This is a genomic window from Flavobacterium notoginsengisoli (assembly GCF_042686225.1).
Taxonomy (GTDB): domain Bacteria; phylum Bacteroidota; class Bacteroidia; order Flavobacteriales; family Flavobacteriaceae; genus Flavobacterium; species Flavobacterium notoginsengisoli.
Map to the genome: position 1 here is coordinate 271,770 of NZ_JBHUOT010000001.1, position 20,226 is coordinate 291,995.

At 34.3% G+C, this 20,226-nt stretch carries 11 protein-coding genes; 8 read left to right on the top strand and 3 right to left on the bottom strand.

Translation table 11 applies throughout. The features are described from left to right. Positions 1–24 precede the first annotated feature (24 nt). Positions 25–3,303 carry a SusC/RagA family TonB-linked outer membrane protein gene (locus tag ACFS3A_RS00970; RefSeq protein ID WP_379823327.1) on the bottom strand — a complete coding sequence of 1,093 codons (3,279 nt, stop codon included), beginning with the start codon at positions 3,301–3,303 and terminating at the stop codon, positions 25–27. A gap of 245 nt (positions 3,304–3,548) precedes the next feature. Between ACFS3A_RS00970 and ACFS3A_RS00975 the strand changes: the two genes are divergently transcribed. From ACFS3A_RS00975 to ACFS3A_RS01000, 6 genes are all read left to right on the top strand, one after another. Then, on the top strand, positions 3,549–4,298 hold the full coding sequence (locus ACFS3A_RS00975; protein ID WP_379823329.1) for a DeoR/GlpR family DNA-binding transcription regulator: 750 nt from the start codon (positions 3,549–3,551) through the stop codon (positions 4,296–4,298). 136 nt (positions 4,299–4,434) lie between these two features. Next, positions 4,435–5,328, top strand: coding sequence for an alpha/beta hydrolase (locus tag ACFS3A_RS00980; RefSeq protein WP_379823330.1), 894 nt, complete (start codon positions 4,435–4,437; stop codon positions 5,326–5,328). A gap of 345 nt (positions 5,329–5,673) precedes the next feature. Next, a complete protein-coding gene (locus ACFS3A_RS00985) occupies positions 5,674–7,509 on the top strand; it encodes an outer membrane protein assembly factor BamB family protein (protein ID WP_379823331.1) in 1,836 nt (611 codons plus the stop codon). Between the two features lie 208 nt (positions 7,510–7,717). Beyond that, positions 7,718–9,199: a glycoside hydrolase family 10 protein gene (locus ACFS3A_RS00990; protein ID WP_379823333.1), complete on the top strand. Its 1,482-nt coding sequence runs from the start codon at positions 7,718–7,720 to the stop codon at positions 9,197–9,199. A gap of 9 nt (positions 9,200–9,208) precedes the next feature. Continuing rightward, positions 9,209–10,513, top strand: coding sequence for a serine hydrolase domain-containing protein (locus tag ACFS3A_RS00995; RefSeq protein ID WP_379823334.1), 1,305 nt, complete (start codon positions 9,209–9,211; stop codon positions 10,511–10,513). A 227-nt stretch (positions 10,514–10,740) separates the two neighbouring features. Beyond that, entirely contained in the window at positions 10,741–13,644 is a 2,904-nt protein-coding gene (locus ACFS3A_RS01000; RefSeq protein WP_379823336.1) for an FAD-binding and (Fe-S)-binding domain-containing protein, read from the top strand. 140 nt (positions 13,645–13,784) lie between these two features. Here the strand turns inward: ACFS3A_RS01000 and ACFS3A_RS01005 are convergent, their stop codons facing one another. Then, positions 13,785–14,942, bottom strand: a complete 1,158-nt coding sequence (locus ACFS3A_RS01005) for a Gfo/Idh/MocA family protein (RefSeq protein ID WP_379823338.1) — start codon at positions 14,940–14,942, stop codon at positions 13,785–13,787. Positions 14,943–15,326: 384 nt separating this feature from the next. Here ACFS3A_RS01005 and ACFS3A_RS01010 point away from each other — a divergent pair, with 384 nt between their 5' ends. Beyond that, complete coding sequence (locus ACFS3A_RS01010) at positions 15,327–17,261, top strand: amino acid permease (RefSeq protein WP_379823339.1); 1,935 nt, start codon at positions 15,327–15,329, stop codon at positions 17,259–17,261. Positions 17,262–17,408: 147 nt separating this feature from the next. Continuing rightward, positions 17,409–18,503 (top strand): DUF695 domain-containing protein, encoded by a 1,095-nt coding sequence (locus ACFS3A_RS01015; protein WP_379823341.1) that lies wholly within the window; start codon positions 17,409–17,411, stop codon positions 18,501–18,503. A gap of 233 nt (positions 18,504–18,736) precedes the next feature. Here ACFS3A_RS01015 and ACFS3A_RS01020 read toward each other — a convergent pair whose 3' ends face one another. Then, positions 18,737–19,981, bottom strand: coding sequence for an aminotransferase class I/II-fold pyridoxal phosphate-dependent enzyme (locus ACFS3A_RS01020; RefSeq protein WP_379823342.1), 1,245 nt, complete (start codon positions 19,979–19,981; stop codon positions 18,737–18,739). Positions 19,982–20,226: the final 245 nt, after the last annotated feature.

The window sequence follows — 20,226 nt, forward strand, 5'->3', positions numbered from 1 at the left end:
AATTTTAATTTTTTAATACATTTTTTAAAATGCAAGTTGTATACCTACTGACCACGTTTTAGAATAAGGGAAAGTTCTTCCCCATACTGCTTCAGTTTCGTTAATTTCAGGATCTACAGGTAATTTACTGCTTTTCCAAGTCGCTAAGTTGAAACCTGAAACATAAGGTCTGATTTTATCAAATCCAGCTTTTTGAGAAAGGCTTTTTGGAAAAGTATATCCAAGAGTCATCGATTTTAAACGTAAATAAGACATATCTAACAGATAACGTGATTGCGCCACAAAATTGTTTGATCCAGGAGCATAAGCTCCAAAAGCATTACCAGAATGCCCAGGGTAAGGATTAGGGAAATAAGCATCTGTATTTTCAGTTGTCCAGTAATCATTCATGCTTTCATACATAGCATCTGTTCTGTTGTAGAATGGTAAAACTAAGTCAGAAGTTGTCCAGTATTCACGTTTACCAACTCCTTGAAAGAAAGCATCAATATCAAATCCGTACAATGCACCACCTAAACGAACTCCGTATTGGTAACGAGGAGTTGAATTTCCTATCACTTTTAAATCTCCAGGATTAGCAGCCGTTCCATCTCCTCTTGAGATAACTCCATCTCCGTTTAAATCTTTATACATTACATCTCCAGGACCGTATCTAAAAGCACCTGTTCTTATATTTTTATAATCAACACCATTTACTATTAATCCTGTCGCATCAATTTGATCTGTTGATTGAATTAAACGGTCTGTTTCTAATCCCCAGATTTCGCCTAATTTTTGACCTGCATAAAAAGATCCTAAAAGTTTAGAAGAGTTGTTCCATTCTGTTACTTCTGTAGTATTATCTGAAAGTGTAAGATCTGCATAAACATTTATGTCTTTGTTTATTTGTTTATTAAAGTTAAGCGCCAATTCCCAACCAGTTGTTCTTAAATTTCCTGAGTTTGTATTGGCAGCAGTCTGACCAAATGAACCTGGAAGTGTTTTCCCTGGAGCTAACATTCCTTTAGTATCACGTTGATAGTAATCAAAAGTTAAACCTAGCATATTGAATATTCTAATATCAATACCAATATCCTGAGTAGTTACTTTTTCCCAAGTTAAATTCGGGTCAACGTTTGTAGGCTGGTTAACAGTAGGAGGAACGGTTGTACCGCTGCCTATCCAATAAGGGTTAGGATTAGTAGTAACGTTAGTCATAACTGGTAAAAAGGCATTGTTAGCGATATTTTGATTTCCAATTGAACCAACAGATCCACGGATTTTCAAATCATTTAACCAGCTTCTTGTTCCTTCCATAAAACTTTCTTCAGAAATTCTATATCCAACAGAAGCAGAAGGGAAGAATCCCCATTGTTCATTAGTAGGAAATTTTGAAGAACCGTCATAACGTCCGTTTATTTCCACTAAATATTTTCCTTTGTAATCGTAGTTTACACGTGCAAAAAATCCTGCAATGGCATATCTTGATAAGCCTGGATTTAAAATGTCATTAGCAGCAAGAGGCGAAGTAAATTGATCGCCAATAGCTAAATTAAACTCTGGCTTGTTTTTGTCCAAAAGTGTATTTCTACGAGCGTAGGTTCTCTCGAAATCATACCATTCCGAGTTCAAACCTCCTAACACTTTGAAATTATGGTTTTCGCCTAATGTTTTAGTGTAGTTTGCATAAAAATTAGCTACATTTCTTGTAAAAGATGATTTGGCTTGTGCAACAAAATCATTCGCAGTTTCCATTGATGTTGGTTTTCCTGCAACTAAGTCAGCTGCACTTGTCCAAAAGTCCCAAAGAGGCACCTGCCCACCGTTCATTTTTAGACTTGAAAAATTAGTGTTAAAACTATATTCCCCAATTATATTAAAGTCTTTTGTAATTTGAGCAGTAAGTTTTCCGCTTAACCTTATATCATTTGATTTGCTTTCATTTTGAGAGGCATTTGCCATATAACCTGGCGCATGTCTAAAATAAGTACCATTATAAGTTCCATAAGGAAAATAAGAACCCCAACGCATATAGTAGCCAAAATATCCGTTACCGGCAGTATCAAGACCACTATTGTAGTAATTAAAAGGAGAGTCATATTCCTGGAAAGTCCCTAATACTTTAAAATCTCCAGTAAGCCAGCTTGCTAACTCAGTTGTTAGACCAAGGTTAAGATTGAATCTTTGGTTGGTTTCGTTATTGATTTTCATTACACCGTCCTGATTAGCAAGTCCTAATGAAACAATAAATGAACTTTTTTCACTTAAAGAACCTTGAGCAGATAAATTGTGAAGTGTTTGCACCGCATTCTTTTTTAACATTTCATCATGCGGATTCCAAATTCTGTAGAAATATTCTTTTCCGCCAATAATGTCAAAATCTTGTCCTAAGATCATGTTTTTGTCATTAGGGTTTCTTGATGCAGCATATTTTTCCTTCCAGTTAATGATACCAGGTAGTAATGTTTTGTAGTTCATACCGAAAGATTCCGGGTTCGCATTACCAGCTCTGGCTTGTGCTTCGATCATTACCGGAAGTTCTACAGTAGGGTCGTTAAATTGAACTAAAGAAATTGGATTACTCCAACCTGTGTTGTTGCTGTAAGCGAATCTTACTTTACCTTTAGAATTTTTACCACTCTTGGTAGTAATTAATACAACTCCAAATGCAGCACGAGCACCATAAATAGACGCGGAAGCGGCATCTTTAAGAACAGACATCGATTCTACGTCTTCTGCGTTTAGCATTGATAAATCGCCTGGAACACCATCAACTAAAATAAGTGGCGAACCTGAAGCTTGTCCATTCACAATAGTTCCTGCTCCACGGATATTAACACTTGATCCTTTGCTTATATTACCTGAATTAAATGTAATATTAAGACCAGGTGTGGTTCCCTGTAGACCTCTTGTAATATCAGTAATAGGTACGCTTCCTAAAGCCTTTTTAACATCGACCTTTGCAACTGCTCCGGTAAGATTTGCTTTTTTCTGAGAAGCAAAACCTACAACAACAACTTCATCCAATTTTGAAGTACTTGGAGAAAGGTCAATGTTGACTTTTTGTTGCCCTTCAATTTTTACAGCTACGGTTTCAAAACCCATATAACTGAAGCTAAGGCTTCGTCCTGGCGCTATACTGATACTGTAGTTACCGTCAAAATCAGTAGTAGTTCCATTAGAGGTTCCCTGAATCATTACGCTGACACCAGGTATGGGGAATCCGTCTGCTTTGTTTTTTACCGTTCCAGTGATTGTTTTTGTTTGCCCAAAAGTTGCTTGAATGAACAAAACCAACAATGAAATAAGAAATAGTTTTTTCATGATTACTTGGTTTTTTTAATGGTTGTTGAGCAAATATATTTATTTATTGCATACAAATGCATTTTTATTGTTAATATTTTTTTAAAATCTTCTGAATAACGCAAAATAACGCATTTTTTAAGTGTGTAATTTTTCTTGTTTTATTTTTTGAGTTAAAACATGCAAACTATTGCAGTAATTCGGCTTACTTTTATATTTCAATAAAATTATTTGATATATTTGCCTGAATTTAAACTTTTAATAATATGCTGAAAGCCGAAAGACATAAATATATCATGACTAAACTTGTTGAAGAACAGAAAGTTGTCACAACTGATTTGGCTTTGGCTTTAGATTTGTCTGAGGATACCATAAGAAGAGATTTAAATGAATTGGATAGCAAAAAGCTGTTAGAGAAGGTTTATGGTGGTGCTGTGCAGGTAACAGAAAAATCTGCAGACGTTTTTAATATTGCTATATCGGGAGAAGATGAAAAGATAAAGATTGTTACAAAAGCACTGTCTTTACTTCGTGATGATCAGGTTATTATTATGAGTGGAGGAAGTACTAATTTGGTTTTTGCAAAGTTAATTCCGGCCGATTTAAAAGCAACAATTTATACTTACAGTCTTCCTATAGCAATGCAATTGTCACAACATCCTAATATTGATTTGATCTTTATTGGAGGGAAAATGCAGAAAAATGCAATGGTAACAATTGGTATGGATGTAATTCAGGTAGTGTCAAAAATTAAAGCTGATATTTGTTTTATAGGGGCCAGCAGTATTAATGTAAAACAAGGATTGACGGAGATTGGCTATGAAATCTCAATTGTAAAAAAAGCCATGATAGAAGCTTCTGATAGAGTAGTTTCTATGTTTTCTTCTGATAAATTGAATACCAAAATGCCTCATGTAGTTTGCGATTTAAAACAATTGGATACCATTGTGACTAATCTTGATCCCGAAGACGCCAGTCTTGAAGAATATAGAAAATCGGGGGTTTTTATATTATAAGAAGGAGTATTATATAATTATTTCTGCATGTTTTTGCGTTATTTGTGTTTTATTTTGTTAAATAATGCAAAATAATGTATTCTGTTTGTTTTTTGTATATATTTGTTAAAACTATTTTCTAACAAAACCATATGATATGAAAAACTATTCCTCTACTCCAAATAGACTTCAAAAAAGTGAGGAAGCTTTATTTCGAAATAAGTATAATTTAAAAGTACTTTATACCTTATTCTTAATTTTTTTGTTTTTTTCTGCAAAAGCTGCTACAGTTGATACAATTCAGGTTTTCAGTCCTTCAATGAATAAGAATATTAAAAGCTGTATTATAGTTCCGGAGAGTTATAAAAAAAGCGATAAAAAATTTCCTGTAGTTTATCTGCTTCACGGATATAGTGGAAATTATGGTTCTTGGGCAAAAGATTTCAAAGAACTTAAAAATCAGGTGGATCAATATAATTTTATTGTAGTTGGTGTAGACGGGAATTACTCAAGCTGGTATTTTGACAGTCCAATCGATCCTAATTTTAAGTATGAAACTTATGTTATAAAAGAATTAGTGCCTTATATAGACAAAAAATACAAGACGATTGCCAATCGTGAAAATAGAGCAATTTCAGGTTTAAGCATGGGCGGACATGGCGCTTTGTATTTGTCTTTCAAACATCAGGATGTATTTGGTGCGGCAGGAAGTATGAGTGGCGGAGTAGATTTTAGACCATTTCCTGATAACTGGGATATTAAAAAACGTCTTGGCACTATAACGGAGTTTCCTGAGAATTGGGATAAAAATACCGTTACCAATATGCTTGATTTGGTAAAAGACAATAATTTAAAGTTGATTATAGATTGTGGGGTTGATGATTTTTTCATGGAAGTAAACAGACAACTTCATGCTAAAATGCTAACCTTAAAAATAAATCACGATTACATAGAACGCCCCGGAAAACATGACATTAAGTATTGGGAAAACTCTTTAAAGTTTCAGTTGCTGTTCTTTAATAATTTTTTCAAAGACAATATCAAAAATTAGATAAGTAAGTGTGTATTGCGATTTTACCCATAAAAAAAGTAATGCATAAATTTTGGTTGGTTACCTATCCTAACAGGTTTTCAAAACCTGTTAGGTATTTATCAATAAATTAGAATAACCAAAGATTAAAAGTATTTAAGATTTTTTTTGCATAAAACCGAGCGATAGTGAATTACTGAAGCAAATCCCCAAGAATTAAATCTGCTGAATCTGCAATCCCGATAGCTATCGGGAGCGTGAGAAAAAAGCACATAGACATATATCGTAGAGATGCACTGCAGTTCATCTAACACAATGTAATTACAACATAATTTAAATGAAGTTTTAATAAATAAAAAAACATCTATGAAAAATCTATTTTCAAGAATATTATTGCTTTTTATAATAGTTTCCGGTTTTTCTCAAAATCCAGAAAAATCAGAAAACATCAAATTTGTGCAATTGACCGATCTGCATGTTTCATTAGGAAATGATAATGATTTTTTACTGCAGAATATCGTAAAAGAAATCAATAATTCTGATTTTGAATTTGCAATTGTAACGGGAGATTTAACCAATCGTGGTGCAGATGATGAATTAAAACAAGTTCATTCCATACTTTCTCAGCTCAAAATTCCTTATTATGTAATTTCAGGAAACCATGAAACGAACTGGAGTGAAAGCGCTGGATTAACTTATAAAAAAATATTTGGCGAGGATCGGTTTGTGTTTTCAAAAGGAGATTATGTTTTCATCGGATTTCCATGCGGGCCTTACATGAAAATGGGCGACGGATTTGTGAAACACGAAGATGTGCTTTGGCTGGATAAAACCTTAAAAGAAAATCTTAAAAACAGCACTAAAAAAGTGTTGAATTTTGCTCATTATCCATTAGATAATAGTGTAAGCAATTATAAAGAAGTACTCTCTGTTTTACAAAAATATCCAACAGTTGCCACTTTTTGTGGTCACGGACATACCTTAAGAAAATATGATTTCTCTGGTTTGAGCGGTATAATGGGAACTTCTATTACTTCGCTTGACGGAAAAACACAAAGTTATAATGAAGTAATTATCAGCAAAGACAGCATCAGCATTTATCAGAAAGAAATTGATAAACCGGGAGTTTTTAAATTTTCAGTTCCGTCAAAACCTTCTAAAATTGAAATTCCGAAAGATAATTTGGTAATGCAAACTCCCTTTTTTAAAGATATTGCTTCGATTTATTCTCTTCCTGCATTTGATAAAAAGAATCTTTATTTCACGAATTCTATAGGAGAAATAAAATCAATAAATCTGAAAAATAAAGCCCAGAATTGGAAAAGGGAAATAGGAAACTCCATTTATTTTTCACCAATAATTGTAAAAAATAATTTAGTTATTGGTACTATTGAAGGAAATCTGAAAGGTTTTGATACACAATCAGGAAAACAAAAATGGACTATTCCTGTTGGGGGCGTTTTAGTAGGTTCGCCAATTGCAGAAAACAATAAAATTTATACAGCGAGTTCAACAGCGTTTATTTGTGCAGATGCTGTAACTGGGAAAGTGATCTGGCAGAATAATTTGCCAGCATCTTATTCGCAAGGAGTACCTTTAATACAGGGCGATAAAATAATTTTTGGAGTGTGGGATTCGTACGTGTATTGCTTGGACAAAAACACTGGAAAACTAATCTGGAAATGGAATAATGGTAATGATAAGCAGATTCTGTATTCGGCTGGAAATGTCAATATGGTTGCAACAAAAAGCCGACTTTATTTTGTTACGCCACAGCGTTTCTTAACTATCTTAGATCTTGAAACGGGTAAAACACTTTTGAGAACTCAGAAATGGAAAATCAGAGAGTCTATGGGTAAAAGCCAAGACGGTAAATGGTTTTATGGCAAAACAATGGATGGAGAACTGGTAAGAGTACCAATGAACGATACTATTGAATTAACAGAAGAAAATCTAATTGTGCAAAGTAAAGTTTTGGATCTAAAATTAGGATACGAGCACAATCCTGCAGGAATAGTAGAAAATAAAAATAAAATTTATATTGGAAGCCGAAAAGGAGAAGTGATAATCGTCGATGCAGCCAAATTTGAAATCATCAAACAAATTAATCTGGGAAGTTCAAGTGTAAACGGTTTTACAGTTGATGATAAAGGACAAGTTTGGGCATCACTTATCGAAGGCGGAATCTTTTTGTTGGAATAATTTTTTAAGAGTTTTTTTCTAGCCAACAAATTTTCTCGCAAAGTCGCAGAGTCGCCAAGTTTTTTTTCTTTCATAAACTTTAAGTAATACTTTGCGACTCCGCGACTTTGTGAGATTAAAAATAAAACTTAGCAAACCTTGCGTAAATCTTAGCGAACTTTGCGGTTAAATTATTTAACAACAATTAACTAACCAAAAATGCAACCTTATGAAAAACCTAAAATTCATAATCCTAATATTGCTCTTTCAAGCAAAACTTTTCAGTCAGGAATCGCCAAAAAGAGAAATGCGTGCAGCGTGGATTTCTACCGTAGACAATATCGACTGGCCATCAAAACCAGGTTTGTCAGACAAACAGATGAAAGCTGAAATGATTATGATTTTAGATAATCTAAGATCAAATAATTTGAACACCGTAATTTTTCAAATCCGTCCAACTGCTGATGCGTATTACAAATCGACAAAAGAACCTGCATCGCATTGGATAACCGGAACTCAAGGCGTTGCTCCCGGATTTGATCCGTTGCAAATGATGATTGATGAAGCTGGAAAAAGAGGAATGAATGTTCACGTTTGGCTGAATCCGTATCGTGTACAAAAAGACACTGTAAAAGATGTATTGACTAAATCTCATTTATATTTTAAGAAACCAGAACTGTTTTTAACCTATGGGAAATCAAGATATTTTAATCCGGGTTATAAAGAAACCAGAGATTTTGTGTCTTCTGTAGTAGGCGATATTGTTCGAAATTATGATATTCAGGCCGTTCACATGGACGATTATTTTTATCCATATAAAATAGAAGGACAAGAATTTCCAGATGAAAAAGCTTTCGCTAAAGAACCTCGTCAGTTTAAAGACAAAGACGATTGGCGAAGAGATAATGTTGATTTAATCATCAAGCAAATCAGAGATACTATTATTGCCAATAAACCAGAAGTTGAATTTGGAATTTCGCCTTTTGGCGTATGGCGTAATATTGCGAAAGATTCTCAAGGTTCCAACACTAAGGCAGGAGCGACTAATTACGACGATTTATATGCCGACATTTTAAAATGGCAGAAAGAAAACTGGATCGATTATGTAACACCACAATTGTACTGGCATATTGGTTTTGACAGAGCTAATTTTGAAGTTTTGGCAAAATGGTGGGCAGAACACAAATATGGAGCAAATGTTTATGTGGGTCATGGCGATTATAAGATTTCAAATACCGCAAAAGAGCCAGAATGGAGAAGTCCGGATCAAATTGTAAAACAAATAGAAATGATTCGTAAAATGCCGTTAATAGACGGTTCGATGCATTTTACAGCAAATTCATTTTTCAAAAAAGGCGATACGTTAAGAAATGCTTTAATTGAAAAAGAATACAAGTATATCGCTTTAACTCCTGAAGCAAACAGAATTACAAGAATAAAACCAAATGCGCCAACCAATGCGGTAATTGCTAAAAAAGGCGATACAGCAGTTTTAAGCTGGAAAGCCGAAATGCACGATAAGAAATATGTGATTTATAGATTTCCAAAAGGGAAAATTACAGATTTCTCTAATTCGGCAAATATTTATTACGTGACTACGCTTACAAAATTGGAAGTTCCAAATCCTGATTTAGAAAATTATGTTTATGCTATTTCAGCTTTAAGTCAGACACAGACAGAAAGTATTCCAGTAGAATTTGCAACAAAATAAAAATGCATAATGAAAAACAGAACATTTAAAATTGTATTCGCTTTTTTGATTTTTTTTGGAATCAGCAGTTATGCCCAGAAAAATTCCAAAAAATCTTTTGATGTAAAACGAAATGAAGTTTATATCGATTCAATGATGACCAACGCGCTGGAAAAAGGATTCTTTCCTGGAGCTCAGATTATGGTGGGAAACAAGGATGCTGTTTTTATTTCGAAAAATTATGGTTTTCAGGATTATTCAAAAAAACAAGCTGTAAAAAATGAGGATGTTTACGATCTGGCTTCGATGTCTAAAGTTTTAGGTGCAACGTTAGTAACCATGCGTTTGGTGGACGAGGATAAAATAAAATTGACGGACAGAGTAGGCGATGCAGTACCTTTTTTTAAAAATACTCCAATTGCAGATTTAACACTTTTTGAATTATTAACACATACTTCAGGATTAAAAGCCAGCATTACTTTTTATCAAAGTCTGCTTTCAACACCTGATGGAGCTCCGCTTTTGAGTGATAAAAAATCCGCAGAATATCCGGAATTGTTTGATACCATGTATGTAAACAAGAATATAATTTACGATGCCAATTATCTTTCGTTTACACCAAAAGAAAATTGGATTCAGATTTATAAAAATATGTGGCTGAATCCTGAATTTCACAAAACAGTTTATGATCAGATTGCTAATGCAAATGTTAATCCGCGAGGAAAATACGTTTACAGCGATTTAAATTTACTTTTGGTAAAGGAAATGATCGAAGCCAAAACAGGAAAAAAACTCGATCAATTGACTAATGAAATTTACACAGAATTGGGTATTTCTAAAATTGGATACAATCCTTTAAAATGGACAGCTATTGAAAATGTAATGCCGACAGAATTGGATAATTTCTTTAGAAAAGACACTATTAGAGGCTATGTTCATGATGAAGCCGCTGCGATTTTTGGAGGTGTTTCAGGAAATGCAGGTTTGTTTGCCAATGCTCAATCCATTTCTGTTATCTGTCAAATGTTATTAAATGATGGGAAATTTCAAGGGAAACAAATTCTGAAAGCAAAAGTAGTAAAGGAGTTTACGCAATCGCCTTTAGCAAAAGGGGGCATCTACCGTGGACTTGGTTTTGACAAAAGAAAACCAGATGAATTTTTCAAAGCAGATGATTTTGGTCACACAGGTTTCACAGGAACTTTTTTCTTTATGAACCCAGACAATAACAGATTTCTTATTGTTCTAACCAATCGCGTAAATCCAACAAGAACCAACAGATTAATGTACAAGGATGATTTTATGGCAAAAATCTGGAAGCAGATTAATAAGTAAAAGTTTTTTTTGCCACGAATTCACGAATTAATTTGAAAATCTGTACGTGAAAATAATTTTGAATTACACCAATTTATTTGAAATAATTCGTGAATTCGTGGCGGAAAAACTTTGATTCATACTTTTATTTTAATCACATATAATAGAATATAACTATTGAAATTACAGTAATTTTGTAATCTCATCAACAAAAATAAAATCAGTTTTAGACAACAAATTAGAATATAATGTCAAACCAAGAGTTACAGCAGTTATCCGAATCATTAGAAGGAACACTTTTATATGATGATCTTCATAAAACACTTTATTCTACCGATGCATCGGTATACAGAATTAGGCCAAATGCTGTGGCATTACCAAAAACTACGGCAGACATCAGTAAATTAATTCAATTTGCTTCGAAACACAATATTTCTGTTACGCCAAGAACAGCCGGAACTTCATTGGCAGGTCAGGCAGTTGGAGATGGATTGGTAATAGATGTTTCGAAACATTTCACTAAAATACTTGGATATGACGAAGCAAAGAAAACTGTTACGGTGCAGCCAGGTGTGATTCGTGATGAACTGAATTTATTCTTAAAACCTTATAATGTATTTTTTGCTCCAATCACTTCGACTTCAAACCGAGCTATGATTGGCGGAATGGTGGGGAACAATTCTTCAGGAACCACTTCGATTCGTTACGGTGTAACGCGTGATAAAATTGTTGAGGTAAAAACGATTTTGAGTGACGGAACAGAAGTAGCTTTTGGCGAACTGACTTCTGCTGAATTTATGGAGAAGACAAAAGGAGATACTTTAGAAAATAAAATCTATAAAAGCGTTTACGACGAACTTTCGGTAAAAGAAAATCAGGAAGAAATTATAAGAGAATTTCCAAAACCGGAAATTCACAGAAGAAATACGGGCTACGCTGTTGATATTCTGCTAAAATCAGAATTATTTGGAGGAACTGAACCAACTGTAAATCTTGGAAAATTACTTTGTGGAAGTGAAGGAACTTTAGCTTTTACAACCGAAATCACTTTAAAAGTAGATGATTTACCGCCAGCACATAATATTATGGTTGTGGCGCATTATCATACGATTCAGGAATCATTGGAATCAGTTGTCGTGGCAATGAAACATCATTTGTACACTTGCGAAATGATCGACGACACGATTTTGGATTGTACTAAAACGAATCGTGAACATATTAAAAACCGTTTCTTTTTAGTTGGAGAACCAAAAGCAATTATGTTGTTTGAAGTGGCGTCGCATAATTTAGAAGATGCAGAAAATCAAGCGAATGCTTTAATTGCAGATTTAGATAAGCATAATTTTGGTTATGCCAGCGTTAAAATTTATGGGCCAGATATTGATAAAGCTAACGAACTTAGAAAAGCCGGATTAGGTCTTTTAGGAAGTATTGTAGGCGACGATAAAGCGGCCGATTCTATCGAAGATACAGCAGTTGAATTAAGTGATTTGCCAGCTTATATTGCAGAGTTCTCAGCCATGATGTTGAGCCACGGACAGGAAGCAATTTATTATGCACATGCCGGTGCAGGAGAATTACACCTTCGTCCTGTTTTGAACTTGAAAAAAACATCTGACTTAAAATTATTCAGAACCATTGCGACGGATGTGGCGCATTTGGTTAAAAAATATAGAGGTTCATTAAGTGGTGAACACGGAGACGGAATTGTACGTGGTGAGTTTATTCCGTTTATGATTGGGGATAAGAATTACGAACTACTGAAACGACTTAAATTAGCGTTCGATCCAAACTCAGTTTTAAATATTGGAAAGATTGTCAATGCTTTGAAAATGGACGAAAATCATCGTGTCATTTCGGGAAGGGTAGAACCGGATATTAAAACGTTTCAGGATTTTTCAGATAGTTTAGGGATTTTACGTGCTGCAGAAAAATGTAACGGATCGGGAGATTGTAGAAAAATGCCATCTGCTGGAGGAGCAATGTGTCCGAGTTATCGAGCAACCAGAAATGAGAAAGAAACCACTCGCGCACGTGCAAATGCTTTAAGAGAATATTTGACGTATTCTGAAAAAGAAAACAAATTTGACCAAAAAGAATTATACGAAGTTTTTGAGTTGTGTGTAAGCTGTAAAGCCTGCGCCAGCGAATGTCCAAGTAATGTAGACGTTGCGACTCTAAAAGCCGAGTTTTTATACCAATATCAAAAAGCAAACGGATTCTCAACCCGAAGCAAGATTTTTGCTAATAATGCCAAACTGAACAAAATGGGAAGCTTGTTCCCGTCAATCACAAATTTTATTTCGAACCAGGCATTGGTTAAAAAATCAATGGGAATTGCTCCTGAAAGACAGGTTCCGCTTTTAGCGAAAAAAACTTTTAGAAAATGGTATCAAAATCATAAACCAGAAACGACTGATTTTTCAAATGGAAGATTGTACTTGTTTGTGGACGAATTCACGAATTATTATGATGTCAATATTGGAATTGATGCTTTCGAATTATTGACAAAATTAGGTTATCAGGTTTTAGTAATAGATCATGAAGAAAGCGGTAGAACGTATCTGTCAAAAGGTTTTTTAGAAGAAGCGAAGAAAATTGCCAATCATAATGTAAATGTGTTTAAAGATTTGGTTTTAGCCAATGCACCTTTAATTGGAATTGAACCTTCGGCTATTTTGACTTTCAGAGACGAATATCTCCGTTTGGCAGATGATAAAGAAGCTGCGGAAAAATTAGCTCAAAATGCGTTTACAATTGAAGAATTCTTTAAAAAAGAAATCATCGACGGAAAAATAACTCCAGATTCATTTTCAGAGGAAACTAAAGAAATTAAAATTCACGGACATTGCCACCAAAAATCATTAAGTTCTGTTGAAGCTACTTTCGCGATGTTGAATTTGCCTAAAAATAATACAGTGACAATTTACAATTCAGGTTGCTGTGGAATGGCAGGTTCATTTGGATACGAAAAAGAGCACTACAAAGTGAGTATGCAGATGGGAGAAGATACTTTATTTCCGAAAGTAAGAAACACTGCAGAAAATGTAAAAATTGCAGCAGCAGGAACCAGTTGTCGTCATCAAATTTATGATGGAACAAAACGTGAAGCACAGCATCCAGTTAGTATTCTGAGAAATTGCTTGAAGTAGATTTAACTGGAAAGAGCGCTAAGAATTACGAGAAAAGGACGCAAAGTTTTTCTCTCGCAGATTTGGCAGATTCCGCGGATTTTTGATTATACAAAAATAAATCTGCTCAATCTGCCAAATCTGCGAGAGAAATATAACTATTACAAACTTATTTTTTTGCCTGTTTCAGCAGCTTTATAAATTGCATTAATGATTTTAACATCTTTGATGCCTTCTTCGCCGGTAATATGATTGGGAAGTTTTTTATTGGCTAAAATCACTTTGCATATTTCATCCATTTGGGTTTGCTGTTGGTTGATAACGGGGAAATTAAATGGTTTTCCATCAGATCTTTTTCCTATAAAAGGGCCATAGCTCACAGCAGGACTCATCTCAAAGAAACCTTCATCTGCAGCTGCGTAAAATCTATCAATGCCAAAGCCACAAGAACTGCTACAATTCGCAACAGCACCGCTTGGGAATTCCATTTGCCAAGTGATATTTTCCTCAACTTGAGAAAACATATTTTTATTATTGACATGTCCGAATTGTGCCGTAACTGAAATGGGTTCTTCGCCTAAGACATAACGCGAAACCTGAATGCAATAAATTCCTAAATTAATCAAACAACCGCCTCCGGCCCATTTTTTAGTCAGTCTCCATTCGTTACGGGCATTTAAATCGACTGGTTTATTAATATCGTGAACATCATAAGTGCTATAACCAAGACCAGTTTCAATATAACGAACCTGTCCCATAACTTTTTCTTGACCCAATCGTTTTATCTCTAAATGATTTGGTTCGTAATGCAAACGATATCCCATTGCTAATTGCACATTATTATCATTGCAAACTTTAATCATTTCTTCACAATCTTCGGCTGTAATTGCCATTGGTTTTTCAACAATAACATGTTTTCCAGCTTTTGCTGCACGAACAGTAAACTCTTTGTGCAATGCATTTGGAGTTACAACATAGACTAAATCGATGTCTTTGTTTTTGACAATGGAGTCGAAGTTTTCGTAATTGTAAATATTCTTTTCGGGAATATTATATTTCTTCTTCCATGTTTCAGCTTTAGCAGGAGTTCCGGTAACAATTCCGGCAAGCTGACAATATTCAGAAACCTGAAGTCCTTCAGCCAGTAAAGAAGCATAGTTTCCTAAACCGCATAAAGCAATATTTAATTTTTTTCCAGTGTAAGGCACATGAGTTTTTTCTGTTTCAGTCAAAAAAGAAGGAAGCGTGGTCATTACAACTGAAGCTCCAACCCCTATACCAAATTTGTTTACAAAAGAACGTCTTGAAATTTTTTCCATAAAATGATTCTTTAAAAATTAAATGCTATCTAATCAGTATGCTGATTTTGAGAAATGTTACATTTGTGATCGAAGAAAAGGGTTTCACGCAGATTAGGCAGATTTTAGCAGATTTAATTAAAAAATGATCTAATCTTTTGTATCTGCTTAAATCTTTTTTAAATCTGCGTGAAATAAAAAAGTAATCTGCTTACATATAGTTATCAAGAGAGTAGAAAAATTTGTGCCTTTGAGTCTTAGTGGCAAAAAAATAATTTGTGGTAGAAAAAAGCACCACTTAAAACAAAATCGTTTCATAAATTTGATTTAACGATTAAATTTGCATTATTTGCAAAATAAAACAAAAACGACTGAATTAAATTAATTTATAACAGCAAAACATATATGGCATTTTCAAGTTTATTCCGAAAGAAAACAGTGCAAGATATTCTAAAGCAGGTCGCACAGAACGAAACAGACGGTCATAATGCATTAGGAAAACATTTGACGACAAGAGATTTGACAGCTTTTGGAATAGCAGCTATTGTTGGAGCGGGAATTTTTAGTACAATTGGAAAAGCCAGTGCTGACGGTGGTCCGGCAGTAATATTTTTATTCTTATTTACAGCTTTAGCCTGTAGTTTTGCTGCTTTCGCTTACGCAGAATTTGCTTCGATGGTTCCAGTTTCAGGAAGTGCTTATACCTATTCTTATGTAGCTTTTGGAGAATTAATTGCCTGGATCATTGGTTGGGCATTAATTATGGAATATGCCGTCGGAAATATAACGGTCGCCATATCGTGGAGTGATTATTTTACGGGTCTGCTCCAGAGTGGTGGTATTCATCTCCCACAATGGATTCAGATGGATTATCTAACGGCTTCAAACGGATTTAAAGATGCCGAAGCTTTAATGAGAGGTGGAAAATCCTTCGAAAATTTAAGCGCAGCTTTACAACAGGCGCACACAGCCTGGACAACGGCACCAACAATTGGATCTTTCCATTTTGTAACCGATCTACCAGCTTTGTTTATCATTATCCTAATTACAGCATTGGTTTATAGAGGGATGAAAGAATCTCGTAACGCCAGTAATTTAATGGTTGTAGTAAAACTTTGTGTGGTGCTTTTAGTAATTGCCGTTGGAATATTTTATGTAGATACAGCAAACTGGGATCCGTTTGCGCCAAATGGAGTTGGAGGAGTTTTAAAAGGAGTTTCTGCCGTTTTCTTTGCTTATATTGGTTTTGATGCGATTTCAACGACTGCAGAAGAATGTAAAAATCCACAACGTGATCTACCACGCGGTATGATGTGGGCGATTATCATTTGTACAATACTTTATATTGCCATTGCTCTAGTTTTAACAGGAATGGTAAAATATCACGAATTAAATGTTGGAGATCCATTAGCTTTTGTATTCGATAAATTAGACTTAAAATGGATGTCGGGGATTATTGCGGTAAGTGCAGTAGTGGCAATGGCGAGCGTTTTATTGGTTTTCCAAATGGGACAGCCTCGTATCTGGATGAGCATGAGTCGCGATGGTTTACTGCCAAAGAAATTTTCTACCGTTCATCCAAAATTCAAAACACCATCTTTTGCAACTATTGTTACCGGTTTTGTAGTGGCAGTTCCAGCATTATTCTTAAACTTAACAATGGTAACGGATTTATGCAGTATAGGAACTTTATTTGCCTTTGTATTAGTTTGTGCAGGAGTTTTGGTTTTACAAAACAAACCTGAAATTCCGAGAGGAAAATTCAAAACGCCTTATGTCAATTCAAAATTCATTTTGCCAGTTTTAATGATTGCAGGCTTGTATTATGCTTTTGCATTCAACAACAAAGCGACAATGGCGTTTATCAATAACGAACCACAGATTTATGACGCAACTTCGATTGTAACTTCTTTAGATAAATCAGAATCTGAGAAAGTTTTTAAATATTTAGAAAGCATCGAAGTAAATAATAAAACGGCCGAAACATCAGATTTAGAGCATTTATTAGGACAATATCAAGATGACGAAGCTAAATATGCTGAAGTTGTAAAAGGATTACCAATTGCTGATTCTGCGAAATATGAATCAGGTTTTAGCTTATTCAAACACAAGATTCCAATGTGGATTTTCTTATTTGTTTTAGTTGGATTAGCGGTTTGGGCATTCAGAAAAAACCTTTCTTTAATTCCGCTTTTGGGCTTAATCTGCTGTTTGTACATGATGGCCGAATTAAGTGTTTGGAACTGGATTTATTTTACAATTTGGTTGATAATCGGATTGCTGATTTATTTTGGCTACAGCCGAAAAAATAGTAAACTGAATACTGAAAATATAGTTTAAAAAGTAAAATTTTTATAGAAAAGCCGTTCTGAGTACTTCAGAACGGCTTTTTGTTTTTTGGAATTTTTTATAGAAATATTCTTATGTTTTAAAAGCACTTTTTCTTAAGTTTGTTTTAAGTAAAAAATTAAAATTAATAAGTAATACATGGGTTTTCTTGATAAAATATTGGGCAAAAAAGAAGCTCCAATACAATCTAATGCTGATTTTTGGAATTGGTTTTTAAAAAACGAAAAAGAGTTTTTTAAAATTGTTAAAGATGGAGAAAATATACATAAAGGTTTTTTAGATAAACTTGCTCCAAAACTAGATGAAGTTCACGACGGGATTTATTTTTTAACTGGAATGTTTGATGATCAAACTGCAGAATTAATTCTAACGCCAGATGGAGCAATTAGAAATATTTATGCGATAGAGGAATTAGTAAATGAAGGGCCTGAAATTAAAGGTTGGAAATTTACAGCCCTTAAACCAGCTTCAGATATTAAGGATGTTGGTATTACTTATGAAAATTTCGATTTTAATAAAGACAATTTAAAATTTTATCCCAACATACATAAAAACTATCCTGATGAAATTGATTTGACAATTGTTTATGATCATTTTACAGAGGATAAAAAACAGCAAGTTACGAATGGAGTTTATATTTTTCTGGATAACTATTTAGGCGAATTGCATTCAGTTACTTTAATAGATAATATGAAAGTGTTGGGGACAAATGACATTTCGGAAGAATTAATTCCAATCGAAAAATTAAAAGATTATTTAATCTGGAGAGAAAAAGAGTTCGTTGAAAAATACGAGGGAACAAGACATAATACTGAACAAGACAATTATTCTGGTTTCGAAGCAACAGCAAAAGATGGAACGGGCATTATCGGATTAATGAATACCGATCTTTTACAATGGGATAAAAAAGCATCTCATCCGTGGATATTTATTATTACCATTCTTTTTGATGGTAGTAATAATAATGGAATGCCGGATAAGGAAACGTATCAAATATTAAATGAAATAGAAGATGAAATTACATTAGATATTAAAGACTTAGACGGTTATTTAAATGTAGGAAGAGAAACATTGGCAAACAGAAGAGAAATATTTTTCGCCTGCAAAGATTTCCGAAAACCAACGAAAGTAGCAGATGAATTAATCAAAAAATATGCAGGTTCTTTTGAGATTAGTTACGAAATCTACAAAGACAAATACTGGCAAACGTTTAGACATTACGAGCCAAGATAAAGTACAGAAAGCCGTTTTGATAACCTTCAAAACGGCTTTTTTATAAAAAATCCGCTTAAAGAAAATCTCCAGCGGATTCAAACAATCAAATAAAAAATGTGCAAATTTATTTATAGAGGAATGTTTGCTTTTATAGTGAATAATTTTTCTCACGCAGATTCTTCAGATTTAGTTTTAAAAATAAATTTGCTAAAATCTGCCTAAATCTTTTTAAATCTGCGTGAAAAAAAAACTTAGTGAATATCTGTGCAAACTTCTTTGCGAATCTCGGCGGAACTCAAAACGTCAAGTTCAACCATGCAAGCCCTCATCATTTCGTAAGTACGTTGAATATCATTATCCAAACCAATAGAAAACCGAATCAATCCATCTGTCAATCCCATTTCTTTTTGTTCTTCTAACGGAATCTCGCTGGAAGTTGAAGTTCCCGGCGCGCTAAATAATGTTTTATAAAAACCTAAACTTACTGCCAGATATCCAAGGTTACGTTCCTGCATTAATTCCATTAATTCATTGGCTTTTTCCAAAGTTCCAACATCAATCGTCAACATTCCCCCAAAACCATATTCAGGATTAATCATCGTTTTATACAATTCATGACTCGGATGACTTTTTAATCCCGGATAAACCGTTTTTAAACCGTCTTTTTCAAACATATCGGCCAAATAATGTGCATTATGACTGTGCTGTTTAATTCGGATATGAAGTGTTCTAAGGTTTTTCATCACACTTGCAGAACGCAGACTGTCCATCGTTGGTCCCAAAAGCATACTAGCACCAGAATTCACATTTTTAAGGGAATTAATAAATTCTTTAGAGGCACAAGTTACACCGCCAACCGTATCACTGCTTCCATTAATGTATTTGGTCAAACTGTGAATTACAATATCAGCGCCTAATTTTGCTGGAGAAACTGATAAAGGAGAAAACGTATTATCAACAACCAATTTTAAATCATGCTTTTTGGCAATTTTAGCCAAACCAGCAATATCCGCTACTTCCAAAAGTGGGTTACTTACCGTTTCGCAATACAACACTTTCGTTTTTGGCGTAATCGCAGCTTCAACAACATCCAATTTAGTAATGTCAACAAAGCTCGTTTCGATTCCGAATCTCGGTGTAAAATTTTTCAGGAAAGCATAAGTTCCGCCATAAATAGTTCGGCTAGAAACAATGTGATCACCCGCACCGCAAAGTTGCAATAGAGTAGGCGTAATCGCTCCCATTCCCGAAGCCGAAACATTAGCCGTTTCTGTTCCTTCCATCGCTGCCAAAGCCTGATCCAAATATAAATTACTTGGCGACGAATGGCGAGAATACAAATAACAGCCTTCCATATTTCCCTCGAAAGTATCAAACATAGTTTTCGCCGAAAGAAAAGTATAAGTAGAAGAATCAGAAATCGACGGATTAACACCACCAAATTCGCCAAAATATTGCAAATCCTGAATTTTATCTGCTGGATTGAAGTTTTTCATAATAGTTAGTTTTTTTGTTTCAAGTTTCAGGTTTCAAGTTGATTGAACCTAGTGTTAATTTTTAGGAGCTATTTCCTGCTATCCGTTTCAATCTTTTGTACCGAACCCCGGTACAAAAGGATTTCCACTTCTATCAGGGCTAGGGCACTCGTTTTCAAAAGAAATCCTGTTCAAAATAAGATTTAATTAGAAAATTAATCAACTGTAAAATGAATAATTAGATTTTAAAACTATAAAAATCTGTT

Coding starts and splice junctions, on each gene's coding strand:
- ACFS3A_RS00970 (WP_379823327.1), bottom strand. CDS start 3,303: ATGAAAAAACTATTTCTTATTTCATTGTTGGTTTTGTTCATTCAAGCA.
- ACFS3A_RS00975 (WP_379823329.1), top strand. CDS start 3,549: ATGCTGAAAGCCGAAAGACATAAATATATCATGACTAAACTTGTTGAA.
- ACFS3A_RS00980 (WP_379823330.1), top strand. CDS start 4,435: ATGAAAAACTATTCCTCTACTCCAAATAGACTTCAAAAAAGTGAGGAA.
- ACFS3A_RS00985 (WP_379823331.1), top strand. CDS start 5,674: ATGAAAAATCTATTTTCAAGAATATTATTGCTTTTTATAATAGTTTCC.
- ACFS3A_RS00990 (WP_379823333.1), top strand. CDS start 7,718: ATGAAAAACCTAAAATTCATAATCCTAATATTGCTCTTTCAAGCAAAA.
- ACFS3A_RS00995 (WP_379823334.1), top strand. CDS start 9,209: ATGAAAAACAGAACATTTAAAATTGTATTCGCTTTTTTGATTTTTTTT.
- ACFS3A_RS01000 (WP_379823336.1), top strand. CDS start 10,741: ATGTCAAACCAAGAGTTACAGCAGTTATCCGAATCATTAGAAGGAACA.
- ACFS3A_RS01005 (WP_379823338.1), bottom strand. CDS start 14,942: ATGGAAAAAATTTCAAGACGTTCTTTTGTAAACAAATTTGGTATAGGG.
- ACFS3A_RS01010 (WP_379823339.1), top strand. CDS start 15,327: ATGGCATTTTCAAGTTTATTCCGAAAGAAAACAGTGCAAGATATTCTA.
- ACFS3A_RS01015 (WP_379823341.1), top strand. CDS start 17,409: ATGGGTTTTCTTGATAAAATATTGGGCAAAAAAGAAGCTCCAATACAA.
- ACFS3A_RS01020 (WP_379823342.1), bottom strand. CDS start 19,981: ATGAAAAACTTCAATCCAGCAGATAAAATTCAGGATTTGCAATATTTT.